General features: G+C 61.2%; 23 protein-coding genes. 12 read left to right on the top strand and 11 right to left on the bottom strand.

The genetic code is table 11. The features are described 5' to 3' along the window. Window positions 1-16: 16 nt before the first annotated feature. The 3 genes from AERO9A_RS09660 to AERO9A_RS09650 form a co-directional block, all read right to left on the bottom strand. Window positions 17-697: a sensor histidine kinase KdpD gene (locus tag AERO9A_RS09660; RefSeq protein ID WP_159971741.1), complete on the bottom strand. Its 681-nt coding sequence runs from the start codon at window positions 695-697 to the stop codon at window positions 17-19. Next, complete coding sequence (locus AERO9A_RS09655; RefSeq protein ID WP_159971740.1) at window positions 694-2,298, bottom strand: tetratricopeptide repeat-containing response regulator; 1,605 nt, start codon at window positions 2,296-2,298, stop codon at window positions 694-696. The genes AERO9A_RS09660 and AERO9A_RS09655 overlap by 4 nt, the downstream gene beginning before the upstream one ends. Window positions 2,299-2,367: 69 nt before the next feature. Then, complete coding sequence (locus AERO9A_RS09650; RefSeq protein ID WP_159971739.1) at window positions 2,368-3,018, bottom strand: GntR family transcriptional regulator; 651 nt, start codon at window positions 3,016-3,018, stop codon at window positions 2,368-2,370. A gap of 216 nt (window positions 3,019-3,234) precedes the next feature. Here AERO9A_RS09650 and AERO9A_RS09645 point away from each other — a divergent pair, with 216 nt between their 5' ends. From AERO9A_RS09645 to AERO9A_RS09635, 3 genes are all read left to right on the top strand, one after another. After that, entirely contained in the window at window positions 3,235-4,626 is a 1,392-nt protein-coding gene (locus AERO9A_RS09645) for an aspartate aminotransferase family protein (RefSeq protein ID WP_159971737.1), read from the top strand. A gap of 100 nt (window positions 4,627-4,726) precedes the next feature. Then, entirely contained in the window at window positions 4,727-6,094 is a 1,368-nt protein-coding gene (locus AERO9A_RS09640; RefSeq protein WP_159971736.1) for a glutamine synthetase family protein, read from the top strand. 140 nt (window positions 6,095-6,234) lie between these two features. Beyond that, entirely contained in the window at window positions 6,235-6,729 is a 495-nt protein-coding gene (locus AERO9A_RS09635; protein WP_159971735.1) for an acyl-CoA thioesterase, read from the top strand. A gap of 36 nt (window positions 6,730-6,765) precedes the next feature. Here the strand turns inward: AERO9A_RS09635 and AERO9A_RS09630 are convergent, their stop codons facing one another. Further along, window positions 6,766-7,299 carry a zf-TFIIB domain-containing protein gene (locus AERO9A_RS09630; RefSeq protein ID WP_159971734.1) on the bottom strand — a complete coding sequence of 178 codons (534 nt, stop codon included), beginning with the start codon at window positions 7,297-7,299 and terminating at the stop codon, window positions 6,766-6,768. 123 nt (window positions 7,300-7,422) lie between these two features. Between AERO9A_RS09630 and AERO9A_RS09625 the strand changes: the two genes are divergently transcribed. Next, window positions 7,423-7,815: a DUF3301 domain-containing protein gene (locus AERO9A_RS09625; protein ID WP_159971733.1), complete on the top strand. Its 393-nt coding sequence runs from the start codon at window positions 7,423-7,425 to the stop codon at window positions 7,813-7,815. A 31-nt stretch (window positions 7,816-7,846) separates the two neighbouring features. Here the strand turns inward: AERO9A_RS09625 and AERO9A_RS09620 are convergent, their stop codons facing one another. Both AERO9A_RS09620 and AERO9A_RS09615 read right to left on the bottom strand, forming a co-directional pair. Continuing rightward, a complete protein-coding gene (locus AERO9A_RS09620) occupies window positions 7,847-8,725 on the bottom strand; it encodes an alpha/beta fold hydrolase (protein WP_159971732.1) in 879 nt (292 codons plus the stop codon). Window positions 8,726-8,761: 36 nt separating this feature from the next. Continuing rightward, window positions 8,762-9,739, bottom strand: coding sequence for a GTP-binding protein (locus AERO9A_RS09615; protein ID WP_159971731.1), 978 nt, complete (start codon window positions 9,737-9,739; stop codon window positions 8,762-8,764). 84 nt (window positions 9,740-9,823) lie between these two features. Between AERO9A_RS09615 and AERO9A_RS09610 the strand changes: the two genes are divergently transcribed. Next, window positions 9,824-10,174: an NADH:ubiquinone oxidoreductase gene (locus tag AERO9A_RS09610; RefSeq protein ID WP_159971730.1), complete on the top strand. Its 351-nt coding sequence runs from the start codon at window positions 9,824-9,826 to the stop codon at window positions 10,172-10,174. Window positions 10,175-10,419: 245 nt separating this feature from the next. Here AERO9A_RS09610 and AERO9A_RS09605 read toward each other — a convergent pair whose 3' ends face one another. Together AERO9A_RS09605 and zigA are read right to left on the bottom strand one after the other, a co-directional pair. Beyond that, window positions 10,420-11,064, bottom strand: coding sequence for a DUF1826 domain-containing protein (locus AERO9A_RS09605; protein ID WP_159971729.1), 645 nt, complete (start codon window positions 11,062-11,064; stop codon window positions 10,420-10,422). Next, window positions 11,064-12,269, bottom strand: a complete 1,206-nt coding sequence (zigA, locus tag AERO9A_RS09600; protein WP_159971728.1) for a zinc metallochaperone GTPase ZigA — start codon at window positions 12,267-12,269, stop codon at window positions 11,064-11,066. Before zigA ends, AERO9A_RS09605 begins: the two co-directional genes overlap by 1 nt. 110 nt (window positions 12,270-12,379) lie before the next feature. On the opposite strand from zigA, the gene folE2 reads away from it, so the two are divergent. From folE2 to AERO9A_RS09570, 6 genes are all read left to right on the top strand, one after another. After that, window positions 12,380-13,267 carry a GTP cyclohydrolase FolE2 gene (gene folE2 / locus AERO9A_RS09595; RefSeq protein WP_159971727.1) on the top strand — a complete coding sequence of 296 codons (888 nt, stop codon included), beginning with the start codon at window positions 12,380-12,382 and terminating at the stop codon, window positions 13,265-13,267. A 227-nt stretch (window positions 13,268-13,494) separates the two neighbouring features. Further along, window positions 13,495-15,411, top strand: a complete 1,917-nt coding sequence (locus tag AERO9A_RS09590; protein WP_159972299.1) for a DUF294 nucleotidyltransferase-like domain-containing protein — start codon at window positions 13,495-13,497, stop codon at window positions 15,409-15,411. Beyond that, complete coding sequence (locus AERO9A_RS09585; RefSeq protein WP_159971726.1) at window positions 15,411-16,118, top strand: 3'-5' exonuclease; 708 nt, start codon at window positions 15,411-15,413, stop codon at window positions 16,116-16,118. The genes AERO9A_RS09590 and AERO9A_RS09585 overlap by 1 nt, the downstream gene beginning before the upstream one ends. Window positions 16,119-16,365: 247 nt before the next feature. Next, the gene (locus AERO9A_RS09580; RefSeq protein WP_159971725.1) at window positions 16,366-17,073 is read left to right on the top strand and encodes a hypothetical protein; all 708 of its coding nucleotides are present in this window, start codon (window positions 16,366-16,368) and stop codon (window positions 17,071-17,073) included. Between the two features lie 78 nt (window positions 17,074-17,151). Next, window positions 17,152-18,096, top strand: coding sequence for an FRG domain-containing protein (locus AERO9A_RS09575; protein WP_159971724.1), 945 nt, complete (start codon window positions 17,152-17,154; stop codon window positions 18,094-18,096). Window positions 18,097-18,254: 158 nt separating this feature from the next. Beyond that, window positions 18,255-18,413 (top strand): DUF2986 domain-containing protein, encoded by a 159-nt coding sequence (locus AERO9A_RS09570; protein WP_159971723.1) that lies wholly within the window; start codon window positions 18,255-18,257, stop codon window positions 18,411-18,413. A 197-nt stretch (window positions 18,414-18,610) separates the two neighbouring features. Here the strand turns inward: AERO9A_RS09570 and AERO9A_RS09565 are convergent, their stop codons facing one another. From AERO9A_RS09565 to AERO9A_RS09555, 3 genes are all read right to left on the bottom strand, one after another. Next, on the bottom strand, window positions 18,611-18,865 hold the full coding sequence (locus AERO9A_RS09565; protein WP_159971722.1) for a Txe/YoeB family addiction module toxin: 255 nt from the start codon (window positions 18,863-18,865) through the stop codon (window positions 18,611-18,613). Beyond that, window positions 18,862-19,113, bottom strand: coding sequence for a type II toxin-antitoxin system Phd/YefM family antitoxin (locus tag AERO9A_RS09560; RefSeq protein WP_159971721.1), 252 nt, complete (start codon window positions 19,111-19,113; stop codon window positions 18,862-18,864). The genes AERO9A_RS09565 and AERO9A_RS09560 overlap by 4 nt, the downstream gene beginning before the upstream one ends. Before the next feature lie 128 nt (window positions 19,114-19,241). Continuing rightward, complete coding sequence (locus tag AERO9A_RS09555; RefSeq protein ID WP_159971720.1) at window positions 19,242-20,144, bottom strand: LysR family transcriptional regulator; 903 nt, start codon at window positions 20,142-20,144, stop codon at window positions 19,242-19,244. A gap of 143 nt (window positions 20,145-20,287) precedes the next feature. On the opposite strand from AERO9A_RS09555, the gene AERO9A_RS09550 reads away from it, so the two are divergent. Then, entirely contained in the window at window positions 20,288-21,676 is a 1,389-nt protein-coding gene (locus AERO9A_RS09550) for an L-serine ammonia-lyase (protein WP_159971719.1), read from the top strand. Window positions 21,677-22,270 lie beyond the last annotated feature (594 nt).

Raw genomic sequence — 22,270 nt, 5'->3', positions numbered from 1 at the left:
ATCGCGCCGCCGAGGGTCAGGGCAAGTAGATACGAAATTCGCCGCCGCCTAGTGGGCCGCCATTGCTCAGTTCGATGCGCCCACGACGGCCATCGCGCTGGTGCAATTGGGCGATGCGTGCAGCGAAGTACAAGCCCAGTCCGGTACTGCCGCTGCTCTGACTGAGGCCGAGGATGTAGTCACCCTGGCGTTCGAGCATGGCCTGTGGATAACCGGCGCCATCGTCGTTGACGTACAGCAGCAGCTCGCCGTTTTCCTCACGGGCGCTGATCAACAAGGCACTGCGCGCATAGCGGATGGCGTTGGCGATCACGTTGCCCAGCACCGAGCCCAGCAGTTCCTGGTCGAAGAAGCCCATCAGGTCGAATTCGCTGACCTCGCCACGCGCCTGAATACCACGGCTGTCGAGTACGTCATGGTGACGCGCCAGTTGCGCCTGGATGAAGTCGTCCACCTCGTGATAGGCCGGGAATAACGGCAACTGGTTGACCTGCAGCTTGTACAAGCCAAGCAACTGCACCAGCATGCCGTTCAGGCGCGTGGTTTCGTACTCGATCACCCCGCGCTCGGGCGTGTGCTGCAACTCGGATGGCAACTGCGCCAACCAGTGGGCATGCGCCTGGCCCAGTTGCGCCAGGGAGTTCTTCATGTCGTGCACGGTGGAGGCAATGATGGTGCTGAGATCGAGGCCGCTCATGTGTCAAACACCCTGCGTCGCAGTTGCTGATAACGCTCATGGCGGGCATCGCTGGGCGCGATCATACGCACGCCATCGAGACAGCGACGCGCCTCTTCGAGCCATTCGCCCGACGGTTGTTCGGTGCTCAGACGCAACAGCGACTGGGCCGTGTTGAGGGCGATGCTGATGTTCTTCGGCTGCATGCCCAGTGCCCGGCGGAACAGCGCCAGCGCCTCGCCGACCTGCCCTTGCTTGTAGGCCTGAACGCCTTGACGGTTGAGGTCGGTGGCCTCTTTGCTGGCGGCGAAAACGCTCGGGTCATCGGTCAAGCGGCTGATCGACTGCAAGACCTTGGCGTCATCACCGTAGACTTCCAGACAATCTTTGAGCAGTTTGTTACCGGCCTCTTTCTGGCCCAGCTGCTGGAGTTGCCCAACCAAGGTCAGCGCCACTTCGGCGGGTAGAAATTCACCCAACTCCTGCAACTCCGCTGCCGCCTCTGCGGCGATTTGCGCGGCGCGCTTGGGCTCTGCGGATTTCTGCAAACTGCTCGCCTGCATCAGGCGGCGGCGTACCTGAATGGTCTTGTCGGCGGAATATTGGTTACCCAGCTCGCTCAACGTCTGACTGATCTCAAGCTGGGCCCGCTTGCTCAGCGTTTCCTCACCGGCGTCGGCCATCAGCGCCTGACTCAATGCGAGGTAGTTCTCCGGGCTTTTCAGGCGCGAGTTCTTGCCCTGCTCGACCGCACTGCGATAGGCCTTGGTGGCACCGGCGAAGTCTTCGTTGTGCATCGCCAGTTTGCCGAGCTGCATCTGCCTGCGCATGGCCAGCGGTGAGATCCGCACGGCATCTTCGAGCACCTGCTGGGCGTGCTTGGCATCGCCCTGTTGCTCCAGCACGGCAGACAAACCGTCGTACAGGCCAGGCTGCATGGGGAACGCCTTGCGGCCTTGCTCGTAGATTTCGCGAGCGCGGTCGAGATCGCCACGTTCAAGCAACAGTGCACCCAACGCCTGGTAAGCCCAGGGCACGGCGCGATCGGCCAGCACCGCCTGGAGCAGCCGCTCCAGCGCCTGTACCTGGCCCAGGTCACGCAAGGCTCCGGCCTTGTACTTCAGGCACAGCGGCTGCAGGCGTTTATCCTGCTTGGCCAGGGTTTCGCAGGCACTGAGCACCTCTGCCGGGTTGCGCTTGTCGAGCGCTTGCAGCACAGGTTTGAGCAGGGTTTTGCGCTCGACCAGTTTATCCAGGCGCTGAGCGAGGCTGGCGAGGTTGAAAGGCTTGGTCAGGTAGGCGTCCGGCTCGTGTTCGAGCAGGCTGAGGACCATGGCTTGGCTGCTCTCAGCCGTGACCATGACGAAGATGCACTGGTTGCTGATCAGCCGCGCGGCGTGCAGCTCTTCCAGGGTCTGCAAGCCGTTCTTGCCTGCGCCCAGGTTGTAGTCATGCAAAATGATGTCGTAGCGCTTGTGCCGACACATGGCGATGGCCTGTTCGCCACGGTCGGCCATGTCCACATCCTTGACGCCCATCTCGCGCAACATCGCCTTGACCGAATTACGGAAATCGGAGAAGTCGTCGACAATCAGAAACCGCTTGCCGCTGTAATCCAGCATGAAAGCATCCTTTATTAAACCAGCCGCGAATTATAAGGCAGCGGGCAGGCCAGGCGAGATGGCTCTCTGCTATCTCACCTGTTCTAATTCCAGCAGATTGAGCAGAAAACGCGCAAAGTAGGCGAGATCCTGCTCCATGGCCTGACGAGCGGCCTTGGCGTCACCCGCCTCGATGGCGGTAAAGGCCTCTTCGTGAAGGTCGTTCAGACGCAGCGACAAGTCAGCATCGGTGAACAGGCGGTTGAAAAAGGGCCCGATCTGCAGCCACAGCGACTCGATCGAACGCAGCAGCACCGGGTTGCCACAGGCGCCGTACAGATGCAGGTGGAACTGGCTGTTGGCATCCAGGTAAGCCTGCACCTGACGCTGCTCGATGGCCTGATCCATGCGCTGCACGCAGTCGCGCAGGATTGCCAGGTCAGCCTTGTCCAGACGCGACGTGGCCAACTCCACGGCAAGCCCCTCCAGCGCCAGGCGCACCTGCACGATTTGTTCGTAGCGTTGCGAGGTCATCACCGGCACCCGCACCGAACGCTGCGGCTCGCCCTCCAGCGCGCCCTCGGCCACCAGGCGCTGCAGGGCTGCACGAACCGGCATCGAGCTGGTGCCCCATTGCGTGGCAAGATCGCGAATCTTCATGGCCTGGCCAGGCTGAAAACGCCCGGCCAGCAGACTCGCGCGCATACGTTGATAGAGCTGTTCCTGCAGATTGTCGCTCATGCTTCAAGGCCTTTCGGCGGGGCAGGCAGTTGGCACAGAGTAAGCAGGCAGTCGCGCATAAGGTTCTCCACGGGATCAGGTGACACAAGACGTCGATCGCCGCCACTTGTGATCACAAATAAACGTCAATGCTAACCCATGCGCCCCTTGATCGATAACTTGCGCCTTTTGTGATCACAAAATACCATGTGCGAAAAATCGAACGAGGCGTTCAAGATGACTGCCAGTGGTCTCGCCGCAACGGCTGTGGAAACCTTCGCTGCTCGTGAACGCAGCCGTTTCCTCGAACGTAATCCTAAGTCGCAGGCCCTCGCCGAGCGTGCCCGCCACTCGCTGTACGGCGGCGTGCCGATGCACTGGATGGCCGATTGGTCGACCCCGGTGCCGCTGTTTGTCGAACGCGCCAAGGGCGCGCGCTTCTTCGACGTGGACGGGCACGAGTACATCGACTTCTGCCTGGGCGACACCGGCACCATGTTCGGCCACTCGCCCGACCCAGTGGCACGCGCACTCGCCGAGCAAGCGAACAACGGCCTGACCACCATGTTGCCCGGCGAAGACGCCGTGGTCTGCGGCGAACTGCTGGCGCAACGCTTCGGCCTGCCGTACTGGCAGGTGACGGCCACCGCCACCGACTCCAACCGCTACGTGCTGCGCTGGGCCCGCGCCATCACCCAGCGCAAGACGCTGCTGGTGTTCGACGGTTGCTACCACGGCACCGTCGACGACGTGATGGTGCGCCACCGTGACGGTCAGACCGTGCACCGCTCGGGCCTGGTCGGCCAGGCCTATGACCTGACCGAGCACAGCCGCGCCATCCCCTTCAACGATATCGAGGCGCTGGAAGCCGCGCTGGCTCAGGGCGATGTCTGCGCCCTGCTCTGCGAACCGGCGATGACCAATATCGGCATGGTGTTGCCCGATCCGGGGTTCCTGCAGAAATGCCGCGAGCTGACGCGCAAGTACGGCAGCCTGCTGATCATCGACGAAACCCACACTATCTCCACCGATATCGGCGGCTGCACGCGCCTGTGGGGCCTCGACCCGGACTTCTTCGTGGTCGGCAAGCCCATCGCCGGTGGCGTGCCGTGCGGCATCTTCGGCTGCAGCGCAGCGATGGCCGGTGCCATGACCCAGGCCCGCCAACGCGTCAGCGAGGCAAGCCATGGTCACGGCCACAGCGGCATGGGCACCACCCTGTCGGCCAACGCCCTGGCCATGCACTGCATGCGCGCCAATCTGGAGCAGGTGATGACCCAGGCCGCCTACGACCACATGCTGCCGCTGGCGGCACGCCTGGCCGAAGGCTTCCGTTCGCTGATCAGCAAACATGGGCTGAACTGGTCGGTGACCGAACTGGGCGCGCGTTGCGAGTTTCAGTTCTGCGCCACCGCGCCACGCACCGGCGCCGAGGCCGAGGCGGCGTTCCATGACGAACTGCAGATGGCCCTGCACCTGTACCTGATCAACCGCGGCATCCTGATCACGCCGTTCCACAACATGACCCTGTGCTGCCCGAGCACCACGGCAGCAGATGTGGATAAGTTGATCGCAACCCTCGATACGGCCCTCACCGAGTTGCTGGCCATCCCCGGCGCACGCGAGTGAGCTCAAAAGGATGCCTGTGGGAGGGGCTTTAGCCGCGATAGTCGCCGCTGAAGCGCCTCCCACGGAATCAGCTACGCCCCCCCTTTTTGCGAGAACCACCATGCAATTCGCCGATCCCCAGGAAGCCCGCGACTTTCTCGACCGCCACCCCGAGGTGCGCAGCATCGAGCTGATGCTGTTCGACGCCAACGGCATCCCACGCGGCAAGCTGCTGCATCGCGACGAACTGCTGGCCATCTACGAGAACGGTCGGCCACTGCCCAGTTCGATCCTGTCGCTGACCATCCAGGGCAAGGACGTCGAGGAAAGCGGCCTGGTCTGGGAAGTGGCCGACGCCGACTGCTGGACCTATCCGCTGCCCGGCAGCCTGACTCTGCAACCCTGGCGCGCAGTGCCCACCGGGCAGTTGCAGGTGAGCATGCACCCGAGCCAAGGCCTGCCGGCCACACCGGGCGATCCGCGCCATGTGCTGGTGCGCGCCATCGACGCGCTCAAGGCCGACGGCTACCACCCGGTGATGGCGGTGGAGCTGGAGTTCTACCTACTGGACAAACAGCGCGACGCCAATGGCCGCCCGCAGCCGGCCGTACAGATGAACGGCGTGCGCCCACAGGCGCCGCAGGTCTACGGCGTCTACGAGCTGGAGCAGGTGCAGCCGTTCCTCGACGACCTTTACGCCGCCTGCGAAGTACAGGGTTTGCCAGTGCGTACGGCGATCTCCGAATACGCCCCCGGCCAGCTCGAACTGACCCTAGAGCACCGTTTCGATGCGCTGCAGGCGGTCGATGAAGGCGTGCGCTACAAGCGCCTGGTCAAGGGCGTGGCCAACAAACACGGCTTGCAGGCCTGCTTCATGGCCAAACCGTTCAGCGACCTGGCCGGCAGCGGCCTGCACATGCACGTCTCGCTGGCCGATGCCGAGGGCAACAACCTGATGGCCAGCGAAGACCCACAGGGCACGCCGCTGCTGCGCCATGCCATCGGCGGCATGATGGCCACGCTCAATGACGCCCTGGCAATCTTCTGCCCCAACGCCAACTCCTTCCGCCGCTTCCAGGCCAACAGCTACGCGCCGCTGGCCAAGAGCTGGGGCGTGAACAACCGCACCGTATCGTTCCGGGTGCCGGGCGGCCCGGCGGGCAGCCGCCACGTCGAACACCGCATCTGCGGCGCCGACGCCAACCCCTACCTGGCGGCAGCGGCGATCCTCGCCGGCATTCACAAAGGCATCCGCGAGCAGATCGATCCAGGGGCAGCCATCGTCGGCAACGGTTACGAGCAAGCCCGCGAAACCCTGCCCACCGACTGGCTCACCGCCCTGCGCAACCTGGAAGGCTCAGCCTGGGCGCGCGAAGCGCTGGGCGAAGACTTCCTCAAGGTGTTCCTGGCGATCAAATGGGCCGAGTTTCGCCAGTTCATGGGCGAAGTGGGCGAGCAGGATTGGCGCTGGTATCTGAACCACGCCTGAGCAGCCCTGCACCGCCAGCGCGCGCACTAAGCAGCACGCCGCCGGGATTCAAGCGTATGGTCATATGGCTGTGCGATCATTGGCCGCTCTAGCAGGCTTCTTGCATGACCTGCGTTCTCCCACAGGCCTTAGGAGTAGCCATGGAAGCTGGAACCGCACACCTGACGATGACCGTACTGATGACCCCGGACATGGCCAACTTCTCCGGCAATGTCCACGGCGGCACGCTGCTCAAGTACCTCGACGAAGTGGCCTACGCCTGCGCCAGCCGCTATGCCGGTTGCTACGTGGTGACCCTGTCGGTGGATCAGGTGATGTTCCGCGAGCCGGTGCATGTCGGCGAGTTGGTCACCTTTCTCGCCTCGGTCAACTACACCGGGCGTACTTCCATGGAAATTGGCATCAAGGTCATCACCGAGAACATCCGTGAGCGCTCGGTGCGCCACACCAACAGTTGCTTCTTCACCATGGTCGCTGTGGATAACCAGGGCCGCCCAGCGCAGGTGCCAAGCCTGCAGCCAGACTCCCCGGACGGCCTGCGCCGTCAGCGCCAGGCCATGCAGCGGCGGCAGATCCGCGATGAACTGCAGCAACGCTACAAAGCGCTGAGCGAAGAGAAGAACGCCGAAGCCTAGGGCGGGTACAGGCCGCCGCAGAAGGCGTCTCGCTGCTCAATCGTGGCCGATGTAGAACAGCAACTCGCGGCGCTGCGGATGATCCTTGAGCCATTCACGGATCTCATCGGCACGGGCGATGGCCTCATCCCCGGCGATGCGGCTGAAGCGCTCGCGCCGCGCCTGCTCGCTGGCCTGCTGACGCACCTGGCGCTGCCAGGCGTCGGTGAAAATGGCCGGCATCTTGTGGCTCAGCTCCAGCGCCTTGAGCAATTGCCACTCGCCGCTATCGAGCCAGGCTTCGTCGCAGGTGCCACACAGATCGAGGCGGTTGGCGCGGGTGCCGCTGATCTGGAACTTGCTCATCAGCTTGGCGCATTTGGGGCAACTCAGGGCATGGCTGGTTTCGTCCACCTGCGGCTCGGCCGCCAGGGTCACAGGCACATCCGTGACAGGCTGGCGCTCGGCCCAATCGCGATAATGCAGCAGGCTGACCAGCGTGCCCGAGCACTGCGGACAACCATGGCCGAGCAGGCCATCTTCGAGTTTTGCCGGTTGCAGACGGGGGCTACGGCAGGCGGGGCAATGCATGGAGACGTCCTTTTCGCAATGAAGTGCGTGCACGCTAGTGTACAGCCATGCAATGAGCAAGCAGCTATGCTAAGAACGGCCGGGCAGATAGGCTAAGCTCTGCCTCCCGAAGCTGGAGTCGCCATGATCAACCTGTTCGATGTCTTCCTGCTGATGCTCTTCGCCACCGCCTGTGCCTGGCTATGGCGTGGCCATGGTATCCGTGAGCGGGCACTGGCGTGCGCCAAGCAGCACTGCGCCAAGCTCGACGTGGAACTGCTCGACGGTGCGGTGGCGTTACGCCGCCTGGCCATCGAGCGCGACGCCAAGGGGCATCGACGCCTGGCGCGGCTCTACGATTTCGAGTTCACCGTCACCGGCGAGCAGCGCCTGCGCGGGCATATCCGCATGTTCGGCCCGCATGTCGGCAGCATCGAGCTGGAGCCTCATCCGGTTCTGGAGCCGCAACCCGAGCCGGTAGCGGTGCAACTGCGCAGTAACGTGATCCGCCTGGAAGATTGGCGGCGCAAGGCGTAACCCGCGCGGGTGGCGGGTTTCACCCGCCCTACTAGCTACGCTGCAACAGAAAGCCCGCTACCTGCGCCGCGCTGTCTGCGGGATGTTCTTGCATGAAGCAATGCCCACCCGGCACCACCTGAGCGCGCACGTGCGGGTTGCTCGCGCACCAACGCGCCACCGAACGCACCACGAAAGGATAAGTGTCGGCGCCGTGAATCACCTCGGTGGGTGTCATCACCTTGGCCAGTGACGGCCAAAGACGGCGCGGGAAAGAACTGAAGATTTCCGCCTCGCGGCTAGGCCGACACTTGAGTTCGACAGTTTCGTCGACGTCTTTCAGCGCATGCTCGATATAGGCGTCAAAGGCCGCCTCGTCCCAGCCCCGGAACATGCCCCGGCCATGCAGCGCCGCATGCGCGCTGGCGCGATCCGGCCACTGCCGTCGACGTTTGCGCGCCTTCTTCGCCAAGCTATTGCGCTGCGCCAGGCCGACCACATCCGACAACGCCATCACCCCGATCATCGCCGGGCTGAACAGCACCGGGTCGAGCAAGACCGCGCGTTGGAACAACTGCGGGTGGCGCGCCAGGATCAGGCTGGTGAGCACCCCACCGAAGCTGTGGCCCACAGCAAAACGCGGCACCTCGCCGAACGGCCCACGCAGCGCCTCGAACGCCTCCACGGCCAGCTCGGCGTTGCGGTTCCAGCCGTGAAAACGGCCGCCGTGGTCACTGTCGCCATGGCCTTGTGCATCGCACAGCCAGAGGTCGAAGTCCTCGGCCAGCACGGCCAGCATGGGCGTGTAAACGCGCCCGCAATAACCATTGCCATGCAGAAAATGCAGCAGCGGCTTACCCGACGGCGGCGTGTGCCAGCCGCGCAGGGTGAAGCCAGCAGAGGTGTCGTGAGACCAGGGCAGCAATTGCATGAAGGTTATCCACAGCGAGGAACGTCGGCGAGTGTATCAGCCAGCCGGGGCGATTCGGCAGGCCGTGAAGGCGGCGCTGAGGGCTTCGGCCTCCTGCGCTTGGGCGAAGATCAGTTCCAGGCGCGAATCCTTGCGCCACTCACTCGGCACCCAGAGCAGCGGACCTTGCCCGTGCACGGCATTGAGCGCACGCCAACCCTCGGCGCCCTGCAGCACGGCCTTGGCCCGGCGCCAGGGCAGATCCTGCAGCCAACGGCTGACTTGGGCGAGGTCGAAGCGCTGGCTCGGCTGCCAGCGCCAGCCGATGCTCCAGCCTTCAGCCTGTGCCTGCACCTGGCAGATTGGCTCAGCGGCGCTGCGCCAGACCTGCGCCAGGCCCACAGCGCCTGTGGGTAAGTCGCTCGGCAATAGCGCCGCCGCAGCCTGTACGCTCACGCCCGGCAATGCGCTCAGCTCCAGTCGGCCCTGCTCGCTCCAGCGCAACGGCACGTCAGGCAGCTCGGCGGCAATCCGCGCGCGCTGCGCCTCGTCCAGCGCTTCGCTCTTGTTCAGCAGCAGCAGACCGGCCTCGGGCAACGCCTGGCGCTGTACCTCTGCCATGGGCTCTCCGGCTGCCAGCGCGGCGGCATCCAGCACCATCAACGGCGGCTGCACGGCCAACACGCCGCACCAGGGCGGCTGGCGCAATTGCGCCAACAACTGTGCAGGATGGCCCAGGCCGGACGGCTCGATCAGCAGCCGCTCGGGTCTGGCCTTGCGCAGCAGGCGGCCGAGGCCAACCTGAAACGGCGCGCCATTGACGCAGCACAGGCAGCCACCGGCCACTTCAGCCAGGGCGATGCCATCATCGCCCTGTTCGAGCAAGGCAGCATCCAGGCCGATCTGGCCGAACTCGTTGATCAGCACCGCCCAGCGTTCATGCGCAGGCTTTTGCGCCAGCAGGTGACGGATCAGGCTGGTCTTGCCGGCCCCCAGCGGGCCGCCAATCAGATGGGTGGGGATTTGACTGAGCATGGCGCTATGGTCGGCGCTTCGGTGCACAGACTGCAACAAGGCGACGTGCTAGATTCGCCGACATTTTCCGCGAGGGCTCATACGATGCGTGCATGGCTGTTGCTGTTCTCCCTGCTGCCAGGCCTGGCCCTGGCCGATGCCTGTGTGGTGCGCAGCCAAGCCGAGCGTTTGGATGTGAAGGTCTGCCAGCAGAACCACAACATCCCCAGCAAGCTGTTTCGTGAGGGCTTCTGCCAGCCGCAGTTGAAGGGGCAGACAGTCGAAGTGGAGTTCGTCGAGCAGTGCCCATCCGGCGCTTATGGCGTCTGTCAGCAAGCTCACGTCGGCAGCGGTCTGTATCGGCAGGATATCCACTACTACGGCGTGGCCAGCGATGCCGCTTACCTGCAGCCAGCCTGCACCGGGCAGTATCAGGGTAAGTGGATCAAGCCCTGAGTCGACTGTTGTAGGGCGGGCGCAACCCGCCAATCCCTGCCTGGCGGGTTGCACCCGCCCTACGCGGAAACCCTGACATCAAAGCGTCATCAAACGAGCGCCTAATAGGTGTGGGTACTCAACACACCCTCCATGTCGAAACACGCCTCGACATGATCTCTTGGTGCTTAAGGCCGCAGCAGCCGCTGCGGCCTATTTTTTTCTCCGTATCGTAGGGCCCCAGCCGCCTGATGAGCACGGCGGTCTTAGGCCAACCAGTCCAACGTCAGCAACAAGCGTCGCTCCCCCGCTGGCGGTTGCGGCGAACGGTGGATCAACCCACGTCCTTCATTGCCCTGCCATTTCTCGCCCTTGGCCAACGCCACATGGCCAACGCCCAGGCGCTGGATCAGGCGCACATCCTGCGGCTCGGCGCCAGGCTGACCGAGCGCGCTGCGGGGCATGGCGCCCTCCGCCAGCCAGTCGCTGCCAACCCCGGCGTAACTGGTGATCAGCCGCAGCGGCACGTGGTCGACGTGAAAACGCGGGCACATGGCCTTGTCCAGCACGCGCAGGCGCAGACCGATACGCCGGGCGTCGAGCAGGCAGGCATAGGCACGTACCAGCCAGGCCACATCGGCGAGAAAGGCGGCCTGCCCCGGCAGGTCGGCGTAGTGCGCCACCAGGCCGGAAAGATTTGCCGCATCCTCCGGCTGCGCCAGCTCCAACGTCATCGATTGCGCCAACGGTTCACCCTGCGCCAACAACGCTGCGGCGAAATCGGCAATCTGCGCCGGTAGACGGCGCTGCCAGACGGCCAGATTGATGCCGTCATGCAGCACCTCGGTGAGCACCTCAATTTCCTCGGCCAATACCTGGCGTGGCGCAGGCGGCAACTTGAGTGCGTACATCAGGCCGCCTCCTGCTGCCAGGTGCCGAACGGGTCGGCGAGCAGGCCCCAGGCCTCTGGGCCGCCAGCCATTTCCGCATCCGTCAGCAGGCAGGCGTCCAACTCACGCACCAGGCGCGCGAAGTCGATGTTCTGCCCGATAAATACCAACTCCTGGCGGCAGTCGCCGACCTCCGCGTGCCAGTGCTGCATGACTGTCCGTAGGCCCTCCTCGTCTTGCGGCCAGTGCTGCTTGGGTACGAAACGCCACCAGCGCCCGGCCAGGCCATGACGCATCAGCCCGCCGGCCTGTGACCAACTGCCAGCCTCCTGATATTTGCTGGCCAGCCAGAAGAAGCCCTTGGAGCGCAGTAGGCGGCCATTGGTCCACTCCTGCGAGAGGAAGCTGAAAAAGCGCTGCGGATGGAACGGCCGACGCGCCCGGTAGGCGCTGGAGGCGATGCCGTATTCCTCGGTTTCCGGCACGTGCTCGCCGCGCAGTTCCTTGAGCCAGCCCGGCGCCTGCGAGGCGCGGTCGAAGTCGAAGCGGCCTGTATTGAGGATCTTGTCCAGGGCGATGCGGCCCATGCTCATGGCCTGAATGTCGGCATGGGTATTGAGGCCACGCAGGATGGCCTCCAGTTCCTCGCGCTCGGCCTGGCTGATCAGGTCGATCTTGCTGATCAGGATGACGTCGGCGAACTCCACCTGTTCGATCAACAGGTCGGTGATCGAGCGCTCGTCTTCCTCGCCCAGCGTCTCGCCACGGCTGGCCAGGCTCTCAGCGGCGTGGAAGTCGCGCAGGAAGTTGACCCCGTCGACCACCGTAACCAGGGTGTCGAGCCGTGCCAGGTCGGACAGGCTGCGGCCCTGCTCATCGCGGAAGGTGAAGGTTTCAGCCACCGGCAGCGGCTCGCTGATGCCGGTGGACTCGATCAGCAGGTAATCGAAGCGGCCGTCGCTGGCCAGGCGGGCCACCTCTTCGAGCAGGTCTTCGCGCAGGGTGCAGCAGATGCAGCCGTTGCTCATCTCCACCAGTTTTTCTTCGGCGCGGTTGAGGCTGACGTCACGCTGCACTTCGCTGCCGTCGATGTTGATTTCGCTCATGTCGTTGACGATCACCGCGACCTTGAGTCCTTCGCGGTTCTTCAGCACATGGTTGAGCAGGGTGCTCTTGCCGGCACCGAGAAAGCCGGACAGCACAGTAACGGGTAGACGCGGGTTCATCAGGGGCCTCATTCAGTCACGCTCACACGGGATTGCCGGGTACGATCCGGCTGGCTTTATTATTTGTTATAACATAACATTTAATAATTCAAACAACCCATGGATTCGCGATGAACCACCCCCTACCGGATATCGCCGCCCAAGCCACTTACCACAACTTGCCGCTGGACTGGGTCGGCATGGCCGGGATCGCCCTGCCCATCCAACTGGGCGGCGCAGTCGTGAGCGCCAGCATCGACATCGGCGTCAGCCTCGACGCCGCCGACGCGCGTGGCATCCATATGTCGCGCCTGTACCTGGCCCTGCAACGGCTGACACATCAAACGCTGGATATACCGAGCATGCTAAGGCTGCTGGATGAATGCCTGGGCAGCCACCACGGGCTTTCCGACAGCGCAAGTCTCACCCTGCGTGGTGAGCTACCGCTCGAACGCACGGCGCTGATCAGTCCACTGAGTGGCTGGAAAACCTACCCCTTCGAAGTGAACGCACGCCAGGACGGTCATGGCGTGAATATCGAACTGCAGGTCGAGGTCACCTACTCCTCCACCTGCCCCTGCTCAGCCGCCCTGGCTCGCAAGTTGATCCAACAACGCTTCAGCGACGACTTCCCCGCACATCAGGCCGATTACGTCGAGGTGCTCGACTGGCTCGGTTCGCCCCAAGGTATCGTCGCCACGCCGCACAGCCAGCGCAGCAAGGCAACATTGCGGCTACGCCTGGCCGAGAGTTGCGTCGAGTTGCCCGTGCTGGCGCTGATCGACAGCGCCGAACAAGCCCTCGGCACACCGGTGCAAACGGCGGTGAAACGTGCCGACGAACAAGCCTTCGCCCTCGCCAACGGGCAGAACCTGATGTTCTGCGAAGACGCCGCCCGCCGCCTGCACCACGCCCTGCGCCAGTTACCGCAGGCCAGCGCCTTTCGCCTGCAAGTCGTCCACGCGGAAAGCCTGCACGCCCACGACGCCGTGGCGCAAAGCAGTTGCAACTGGGCATGAAGCACACCCGCACATCGAAGCGGCATCAGTGAAACCCTTCAGATAGCGCAGTGACTTCCTACTCACGCAGGTGTTGCCCAGTGCCGCGCCTGGCTACGTGAAGCATCTCAAGGCAATCGTTACAACACGGCCAAAACGACCTCCATCGACTGCAATAACCACATCAGCCTTGCGCCACCAGAATCAGCCGTTATGGTGGAGAACCACTCCTCATGACATACGGCCCTATGCAGATCGAGCTGATCGAAATACGCGATCACCTGAATCGCTTCGCCCCCTTCGACAACCTGCCGGAGCAGACCCTCGACGAGATCGCCCGGCACGTGCAAGTCAGCTATTTCAAAGCAGGCAGCGAGATTCTCGCCTCCGGCGCGCCGATTCATGAGCTGCACTATGTGCGCAGTGGCGCGGTGGAAATTCATCGGCGCGGCGGCGAGCTGCACAACCGCCTGACCGAAGGCGATATCTTCGGCCAGGCAGGCCTGCTACGCGGCAACAAAGTGCGTCTGGCCGCCCGCGCGCTGGAAGACAGCCTGATCTACTTCATCCCCGGCCCGCTGTTTCAGCAACTGTGCGATCAATTCGACAGCTTCGCCGATTTCGTCGAAGCCGAGGGGCAATCGCGGCTCAAGTCGGCCCTGGAAGACAGCCATGGCAAGGCCAGCGAACTGATGAAAATAAAGGTGCGCAAGCTGATCGGCCGCTCGCCAGTCAGCGTGCCGCTGGACATGCCCGTGCAGCAGGTGGCCAAGGTGATGAGCGAGCGGAGCGTATCCTCGGTGATCATCGTCAACCCCAGCAGGCGCTGGCCCAACCCCGCGCAAGTGCAGGTGGCCGACCAGCAGGATCAGGTGATGGCAGGCATCCTCACCGACCGCGATCTGCGCGTGCGCGTACTGGCTGAAGGGCTGCCCGGCGACACCCCGGTGAGCCAGGTGATGACCCCCGGCCCCGTCACCGTGCAGGCTGACGAGTCGGTGTTCGAAGCCATGTTGTGCATGCTGCGCAACAACATCCACCACCTGCCAGTGCTGCAACGGCGGCGCCCGGTGGGGATGATCTCGCTGGCCGACGTTATCCGTTACGAGTCGCGCAGCAGCCTCTATCTGGTCAACAGCATCTTCAACAAAAACTCCGTGGATGGCCTCAAGAGCCTGCTACCGGATCTGCACGCCACCTTTATCCGCATGGTCGCCGACGACGCCAGCGCGCACATGGTCAGCCGCGCCATGAGCAGCATCGGTCGCGCCTTCACCCGGCGCCTGCTGGTACTGGCCGAAGAAAAACTCGGCCCACCGCCCGTGTCTTACTGCTTCATGATCGCCGGCTCAATGGCTCGCGACGAGCAGTTGCTACTCACCGACCAAGACAACGCCCTGGTGCTCGACGACAGCTTCAACCCGGAGCTGCACGACCCCTACTTCGCCGAGCTCGCGCAGTTCGTCAGCAACGGCCTGGCCGCCTGCGGCTATGCCTACTGCAAGGGCGGTATCATGGCCAGCAACCCGAAATGGCGCCAACCGCTGAGCGTGTGGCGGCAGTACTTCAGCGAATGGATCGAACGGCCCAACCCCGAGACCCTGCTCAACAGCAGCATCTTCTTCGACCTCGATGGCGTATACGGCAAGACCGCACTGGTGGAAAACCTCAAGGAACTGCTGGCGGAAAAGGCCAGCGCCACGCCCGCCTTTCTCGCCGCGCTGGCGCGCAACGCGCTCAACCGCACGCCGCCGCTGGGCTTCTTCCGCACCTTCGTGATGGAAACCGATGGGCGCCAGAAGAACATCATCAACCTCAAAGGTCGCGGCACCGCACCACTGACCGACCTGATCCGCGTGCACGCCCTGGCCTGCGGCTCCAAGGCGCAGAACTCACTGGAGCGCCTCGACGCCATCGCCGCGACCAAACTGCTGCCCCAAGAAGCCCTGGAGCACCTGCGCTACGCACTCGAATTTCTCAGCCTGGTACGCATCCGCCACCAGGCCCGTGAAGTCGAGGCCGGCAACCCGCCCGACAACTACGTCGAGCCGGAAAAATTCAGCGCCAGCGAACGCCAGCACCTCAAAGAAGCCTTCCAGGTGGTGAGCAACGCGCAAAAATTCCTGCGCTTTCGCTACCCGGCGCAACCCATGGCGCGCCCTTAATGACGATCTATCGGGCCCTCGACTGGCCACAACGCTTCGCCGAACTCGCCGCCAACAGCCAGGATCAACGCCTGCGCGCCTACTACAGCGCCGGTTGCATCGCCGCCGACACACCACTAGCCGATGTGCCACTGGTGGCACTGGACGTGGAAACCACCGGCCTCGATCCACAAGCAAACGCCATCGTCAGCCTCGGCCTGGTGCCGCTGGATCTGCAACGCATCCGTTGCGCCGAATCGCGCTACTGGGTGGTTAAACCTACCGGTGAACTAAACGCCGAATCGGTGACCTTCCACCACATCACCCACTCCGACATCCGCCATGCCCCGCGCCTGGCCCATGTACTGGATGAACTGCTCGAAGCCCTGGCCGGCAAAGTGGTGGTGGCGCACTACCGCAATATCGAGCGCAACTTCCTCGACCAGGCCGTACGCCAATACCTGGGCGAAGGACTGATCTTCCCGATCATCGACACCATGGAACTGGAAGCCCGAGTGCACCCCAAGCGCAATATCAGTTGGTGGGATCGCCTGCGCGGTCGCGAACGCCTCTCCATCCGCCTCGCCGACAGCCGCCTGCGCTACGGCCTGCCGCTATACAGCGCCCACCACGCCCTGACCGACGCCCTGGCCTGTGCTGAACTGCTACAGGCGCAAGTGGCAACGCACTACCCTGCGCATACGCCGGTGGGGGCGGTTTGGAGCTGATATGAGCATGCGCGTATGCCCTTGTCAGAACGGGAAAGCAAAAAGCGGGAGTCAAGCGAATACACTGCCCGGGCCGTCGGCCAGGGATAAGATCATGATTAGGAAGACCTTTTAGTGCAAAGCAAAACGGAGTGGTGCGGAGTTAGATAGAAGGCTCTACTATCGGATTAGTAGCGACTTTCATCTAATCACTGTTATGTTTTATCCAATCATCATCGATACCTTATAGGGTCATTCTTTAAAAATTATGAAGATTATAAAGAAAGATTTTGTCAACGAAGATACTGAATCCTACTGTGGAACTGGCCGTATACTTTCATCAGGCACAGCCTATTATATGCAAGATGCAAATGGTGTTATTCATTACGGCGGTCGACATTGTGCCGAAATGCATGGCACAAATAACATCAAAGACGTACCAGACTTAACAAAGTCGCTAGTATCTCTAGCAACTGGCGGTGCTGGTGCTGGTGCTGGTGCTGGTGCTGGTGCTGGTGCTGGTGCTGGTGCTGCAAATGATGATCAAAAAAAATCATTAGCTATTGCTTATTTATTACTACGCGAAGAATTACTTCATGATTTTAAAATAAATAACCGCACTCTTTCATATGCAACTTTACGCAACTATTACAATACATATCTACAGACAGGTAGCTTGTCTGACAATGAGATAAATCACATATTAAATATAGAATCTTACTCAATAAACAAAGTCGATAAGAAATTATCAATAAAAAATCTATCCACATGTCATGCGTATAATTTCATTTTAAAGCGAATATGTGTCAACCTAAGCAAACATAACAACAAGACCGGAATCCCATTTGTTGAATCATTACAAGAATTCTTGCAAAACAATTGCTATTTGACTCAAAAACAAATAGACGGTTTAAATAATTGGATTCAATATCTCCCGCATGACCTAAAAAACGCAAAACTTAAAAGCTTCGATTAAAAACATAACAAAACTTGAAATTGGACGGCACTACGTGCCGCCATTTAAGTAAAAGTTAGGGCTACTGAAGGAATACAGATGTTTGACAAAGATATTTCATTCAAAAGCGCTAGAGATCTAATTGATTTTCTTCTCGATAATGAAGTTTTTGTTCCTGGACACCTTTTTGATGTTAGTGAGCGACTCACAAGTGGGTATCTATTTCGTGGGCAAGCGCGAAAGGATTGGTCCCTTCTACCATCAGTGCATCGTACGCCTATGGCGCTCAACAAATACACACCTCAACCACCTGACCAGAAGATACCGGAGAAAAGTGGTCGCAGGGAGTATTTGGCATTACATATTCACGCAGAACTAAGAGCAGTTCAACTCTTTTTGGAGTCGGCTGACAAGATAGGAATTAATACACCGCTTGACTACAGTTCTTTGGCTCTACAGCAAAAGTTTTTTGACGATTTAATTTCAGGCCAAGAAACTGAATTGGATTCAGGATTTCCAGCTCCACAGTTCTTAACAAGTATGGCAATGGCTCAACATTACGGCGTCCCAACCAGACTTCTGGATTGGACGGAATCGCCGCTAATAGCAGCTTACTTCGCTGCCGAAAAGGCTTCCTCACTAGCAAGCTCTAATAGAGAACAATCAGACTTCTCAATTATTTGTCTCAACACAAAACTTCTTCGTAAAGTAAGCAGTTTAAAATATGTTTCCGCACCACGAGCAAGCAATAACTTTCTAAAAGCTCAGCATGGTGCTTTCACGCTGATCAAAAATGCCAATCAATATTTCCTAGAAAATGGCACATGGCCTAGCATCGAGGATGTAGTAAAAAATGAGCGAGCCCCTAATACAATGTATACCCGCCCTCCACTGATTCGGCTTTCATTGCCTGCGGATGAAGCAGATAATCTTCTACGCTTGCTTTACAGGCTTGACGTATCAAAGTTAACTTTAATGCCTTCCTTTGAAAATGCAGCTATGCATCTCGCTTACAAACAGGCTTTGTGGCCCATGGAACATTAACCCGGCAATTTAACAGGGCAAGCAAGCAGAGTAGCCTGGGTAGAGCAACGCGAAACCCAGGAACTCACACATAATGGGTTTCGCGGTGCTCTACCCATCCTACGGGGCAGCCGACGCGATACCGTGCGCCCAATTTAGGACAACGCAGACATATCCCCATGAATCGCCGCAAAAAGATCAAGCAACTGCTCGAAGCCCACGCCAAGAAGGCCAATGCCAAGCTCGCGCCCAAAAGCAATAAACCCAAGTACATCAGCAAAGCCGACAGGGCGAAGCTGGAGGCTGAGGCTCAAGAGCCTCTCGCGCCCGTGGAGTAAAAGCCGGATAGACGGATGATGGGGCGTGCGGGAGCGATGGGGCCCATCGAGAAGCCAATCGCATCGCGGCTAAAGCCCCTCCCACACGAGCGGGCTAACCCAGGACGTAGGTGGATAACGCGAAGCTTATCCACCGGCAGATCGGCGTATGCCTATGTCACAGTTGATCCACTTTGCCTTTCACTTCTGGCTCAGCATCAATAGTGATACCGCACCTGGGCGATCAGAATTTCATGCTCTCGAAGCCTGTACACCAGGCGATGCTCTTCGTTGATCCGCCGCGACCAGTAGCCAGCCAGGGCGTGCTTGAACGGTTCGGGTTTGCCCATGCCCTCGAATGGCGTTCTTTTGATTTCCTTGAGCAGTTCGTTGATCCGCTTCAGGGTCTTCTTGTCCTGGCCTTGCCAGTAGAGGTAATCCGCCCAGGCTTGCTCGGAGAACACCAGGTTCACAGTTCAAGCTCTCGCGTCACTCCCTTGCCCGTCTCAAGCGCGGCGATACTTTCGAGCAGACGCTGTGCGTTCTTAGGGCTACGCAGCAGATAGGCGGTTTCTTCCAGCGCTTTGTAGTCGTCGAGCGACATCATCACCACGGCCTGCTGGCCGTTGCGGGTGATGATGATGGGTTCGTGATCCTCGCATACGCGATCCATGGTATTAGCCAGGTTGGCACGTGCGGTGCTGTAGGTAATGGCGTCCATGGGGATATCCTCGATATGTACAAATACTTGTACATATACATCCAGGAATGGTCAAGCCGGGTATTCATTCCCCCACCTAAAACTGCGCGTGTTTCCAGACGAAAAGCATCGCGGCTGACCGTATGGGGCTAACCCAGCACTCTGTCCGCCGTGTACACCGCCTCATCGAGAAAGGCATTCACCGCCGGGTGATCGCGCTCGCCCTTGCGGTAGGCGAGGAACACGCCGCGCTGGATGTCCGGCTGCAGCGGCACGGCGATAACGCCCGGCAGTGGGCGCACCAGGCGTAGGCCGGAGACGATGGAGATGGAGTTGCCCGAGGCGACCATGGCCGCGACCATTTCGAAACCGGCGCAGTGGGCGTTGATACGCGGCGCATAGCCGGAGCGGCGGCACAGGTTGGTGATGAACTCGCCGAACGAGCTGCCGCTGGAGTCCAGCGCCCAGGCTTCGTCGCGCAGGTCGGCGACGCTCAAGCTGTCGCGCCTGGCCAATGCATGGTCGATGGGCAAAAGCACGTGCAGCAGATCCTGAGTCAGGGGAATCAGCGCGTAATGCTCGCGGTTCTCGTCCGGGGTCACGGCCAGGTCGTCGATCACCGCCACATCAATTTGCCAGGATCCGAGGGCACTTAAACTTTCCTGTGGTTCCAGATCCAGCACGACCACACTCAAGCGTGGATAGGCACTGCGTAGCGCCTGTACGGTTTGCGCGATCACCGCCACGGCGATCGAGGGGAAGGCTGCCACGCGCAGTTCACCGGCGATTTCCCCACGCAGCAGTGCCAGCTCCGAGCGCGCTTCATCGAGTACCGCGAGGATGCGCTCGGCATGCGCCACCAAGCGCTCACCCGCCGGGGTCAGCACCACGCCGCGCCCGCGCCGCTCGATCAGCGCCATGTCGACTTCGCGTTCGAGCTGGGCGACCTGCTGCGATACCGCCGAGGGCGTCAGGTGCAACGACTCGGCAGCGGCTGCCATGGTGCGGCAGCGGGCCAGTTCACGCAGGGTGCGCAGGCGGGTGAGGTCCATGACGCAATCTCAATGGTTAAGTGACGCTAACGAATACGTTAAAAATAAATCAGTATACATAATGATATGGCCGTTCTTAGATAAGGCATCCCCATGCGCGTAACCGGGCGCGTGGCCATTTCATCGACCAGAAGAACTCCGCCATGGCTATCAGCGTTTTCGACCTGTTCAAAGTCGGTATCGGCCCCTCCAGCTCTCATACCGTCGGCCCGATGCGTGCGGCGGTGCTATTTACCAACGCGCTGGAAAATCATGGCTACATGGCGCAGGTCAAACGCGTCGCCGCCGAGCTATACGGCTCGCTGGGCGCCACCGGCAAGGGCCATGGCAGTGACAAGGCGGTGCTGCTCGGCCTCAGCGGCCATGAGCCGGATACCGTCAATGTCGATCAGGTGCCTGAGTACATCGAGAGCATCCGCCGCGACAAGCGCATCGTTCTGGCGGGCAAACATGCCGTGGCCTTCGATGAGAAAGCCGACCTGAAGATGTTCCGCAAGGCGCTACCGCTGCACGCCAATGGCCTGCGCTTCGCCGCCTTCGATGCCGCTGGCATTCAGTTGCACGAGGCCACCTATTACTCGGTCGGCGGCGGCTTCGTGGTCAGCGAGGCGGTGCTGGCCGATGGCAGCAAGCAGAAGGTCATCGCGCCGGATGCCACCTCGCTGCCGCTGCCGTTTCGCAGCGGCGCCGATCTGCTCAAGCTAACCCGCGAGCACGGCATCGGCATCGCCGAAGTGATGCGGCGCAACGAACGTCACTGGCGCAGCGACGAGGAAACCGACGCTGGCCTGCTGAACATCTGGAAGGTGATGCAGGCCTGCGTTGATCGTGGCTGCCGCACCGAGGGTATCCTCGCTGGGGGCTTCAAGGTGCGCCGCCGCGCCGCCATTCTGGCGCGCAAGCTGGGCGGCTTTCAGCGCAGCTATCTGGAAGATCCACTGCGCATGCTCGACTGGGTCAACCTGTGGGCACTGGCGGTGAACGAGGAAAACGCCGCCGGTGGTCGCGTGGTCACCGCACCCACCAACGGCGCCGCCGGTATCGTCCCGGCGGTGTTGCACTACTACGTCAATGCCATCTCCGGCGCCAACGAGCGCGGCATCATCGACTTCCTGCTGACCGCTGGTGCCATCGGCATCCTGTACAAGGAAAATGCCTCGATCAGCGGCGCCGAAGTGGGTTGCCAGGGTGAAGTGGGCGTGGCCTGCTCGATGGCCGCAGGCGCGCTGTGTGCGGTTCTCGGCGGCACGCCCGAGCAGGTCGAGAACGCTGCCGAGATCGGCATGGAGCACCATCTGGGCCTGACCTGCGACCCGGTCGGCGGCCTGGTGCAGATCCCCTGCATCGAGCGCAATGCCATCGCCTCGGTGAAGGCGATCAACGCCGCGCGCATGGCGCTGTACGGCGATGGCTCGCACTACGTGAGTCTGGACAAGGTGATCAAGACCATGCGCGAGACCGGCGCCGACATGCTGACCAAGTACAAGGAAACCGCACGCGGCGGCCTGGCGGTGAATATCATCGAGTGCTGATGGCCAGCCATGATTGCTGCTGCGTAATGCCGTTCTTGATGGCTTGAGCCCCAGCAGGCTTTATTGAAAACCCGATGCCAGGTCTTGGCATCGGGTTTTTTGCGTTTTCGTGGAGTCGGTCTTGATACCGGATTGGCAAGTTTGTGTGTTGGGTGGTGGCTTGTTGGGTGTTCTGGACGCCGCTGCTGTGTGTTCAGTGATTCCGGGTTTCGCCCCTTCGGGCGACTCACTTTTCTTTGAAGTGCGCAAAGAAAAGTAAGCAAAAGAAAGCGCACCCCATCATCCGGCCCCGGCTTCGCCGGGGTTCGTTCGCTCCATCGCCGCTCCGAGGGTCGGCGTACATGGGCCATCCCTGGCCCATTACGCCTCTCGCGGCATCCATGCCGCTCGCCCCTCTGCGCAACGATTCCACTCACCCTCCTGAAGGGGCCATTCGCGCGCCTGAGCGAACAGGTATGCAAGGATAGTCCTGCGTGCTCTGGTGGCTGTGTAGTCGCGATGTGGCCGTCGCGTTATTTCATTCAAGTAGTTTCATATACGTGGATAGCTTGCCGGCCTGCAGCCGGCATTCCGGTCAGCCCTCTGGCTGACCAC

The organism is Pseudomonas sp. 8Z, assembly GCF_902506535.1.
Taxonomy (GTDB): domain Bacteria; phylum Pseudomonadota; class Gammaproteobacteria; order Pseudomonadales; family Pseudomonadaceae; genus Aquipseudomonas.
The sequence above is the reverse complement of the archived record's forward strand: the minus strand, read 5'-3'. Positions and strand labels throughout refer to the sequence as shown.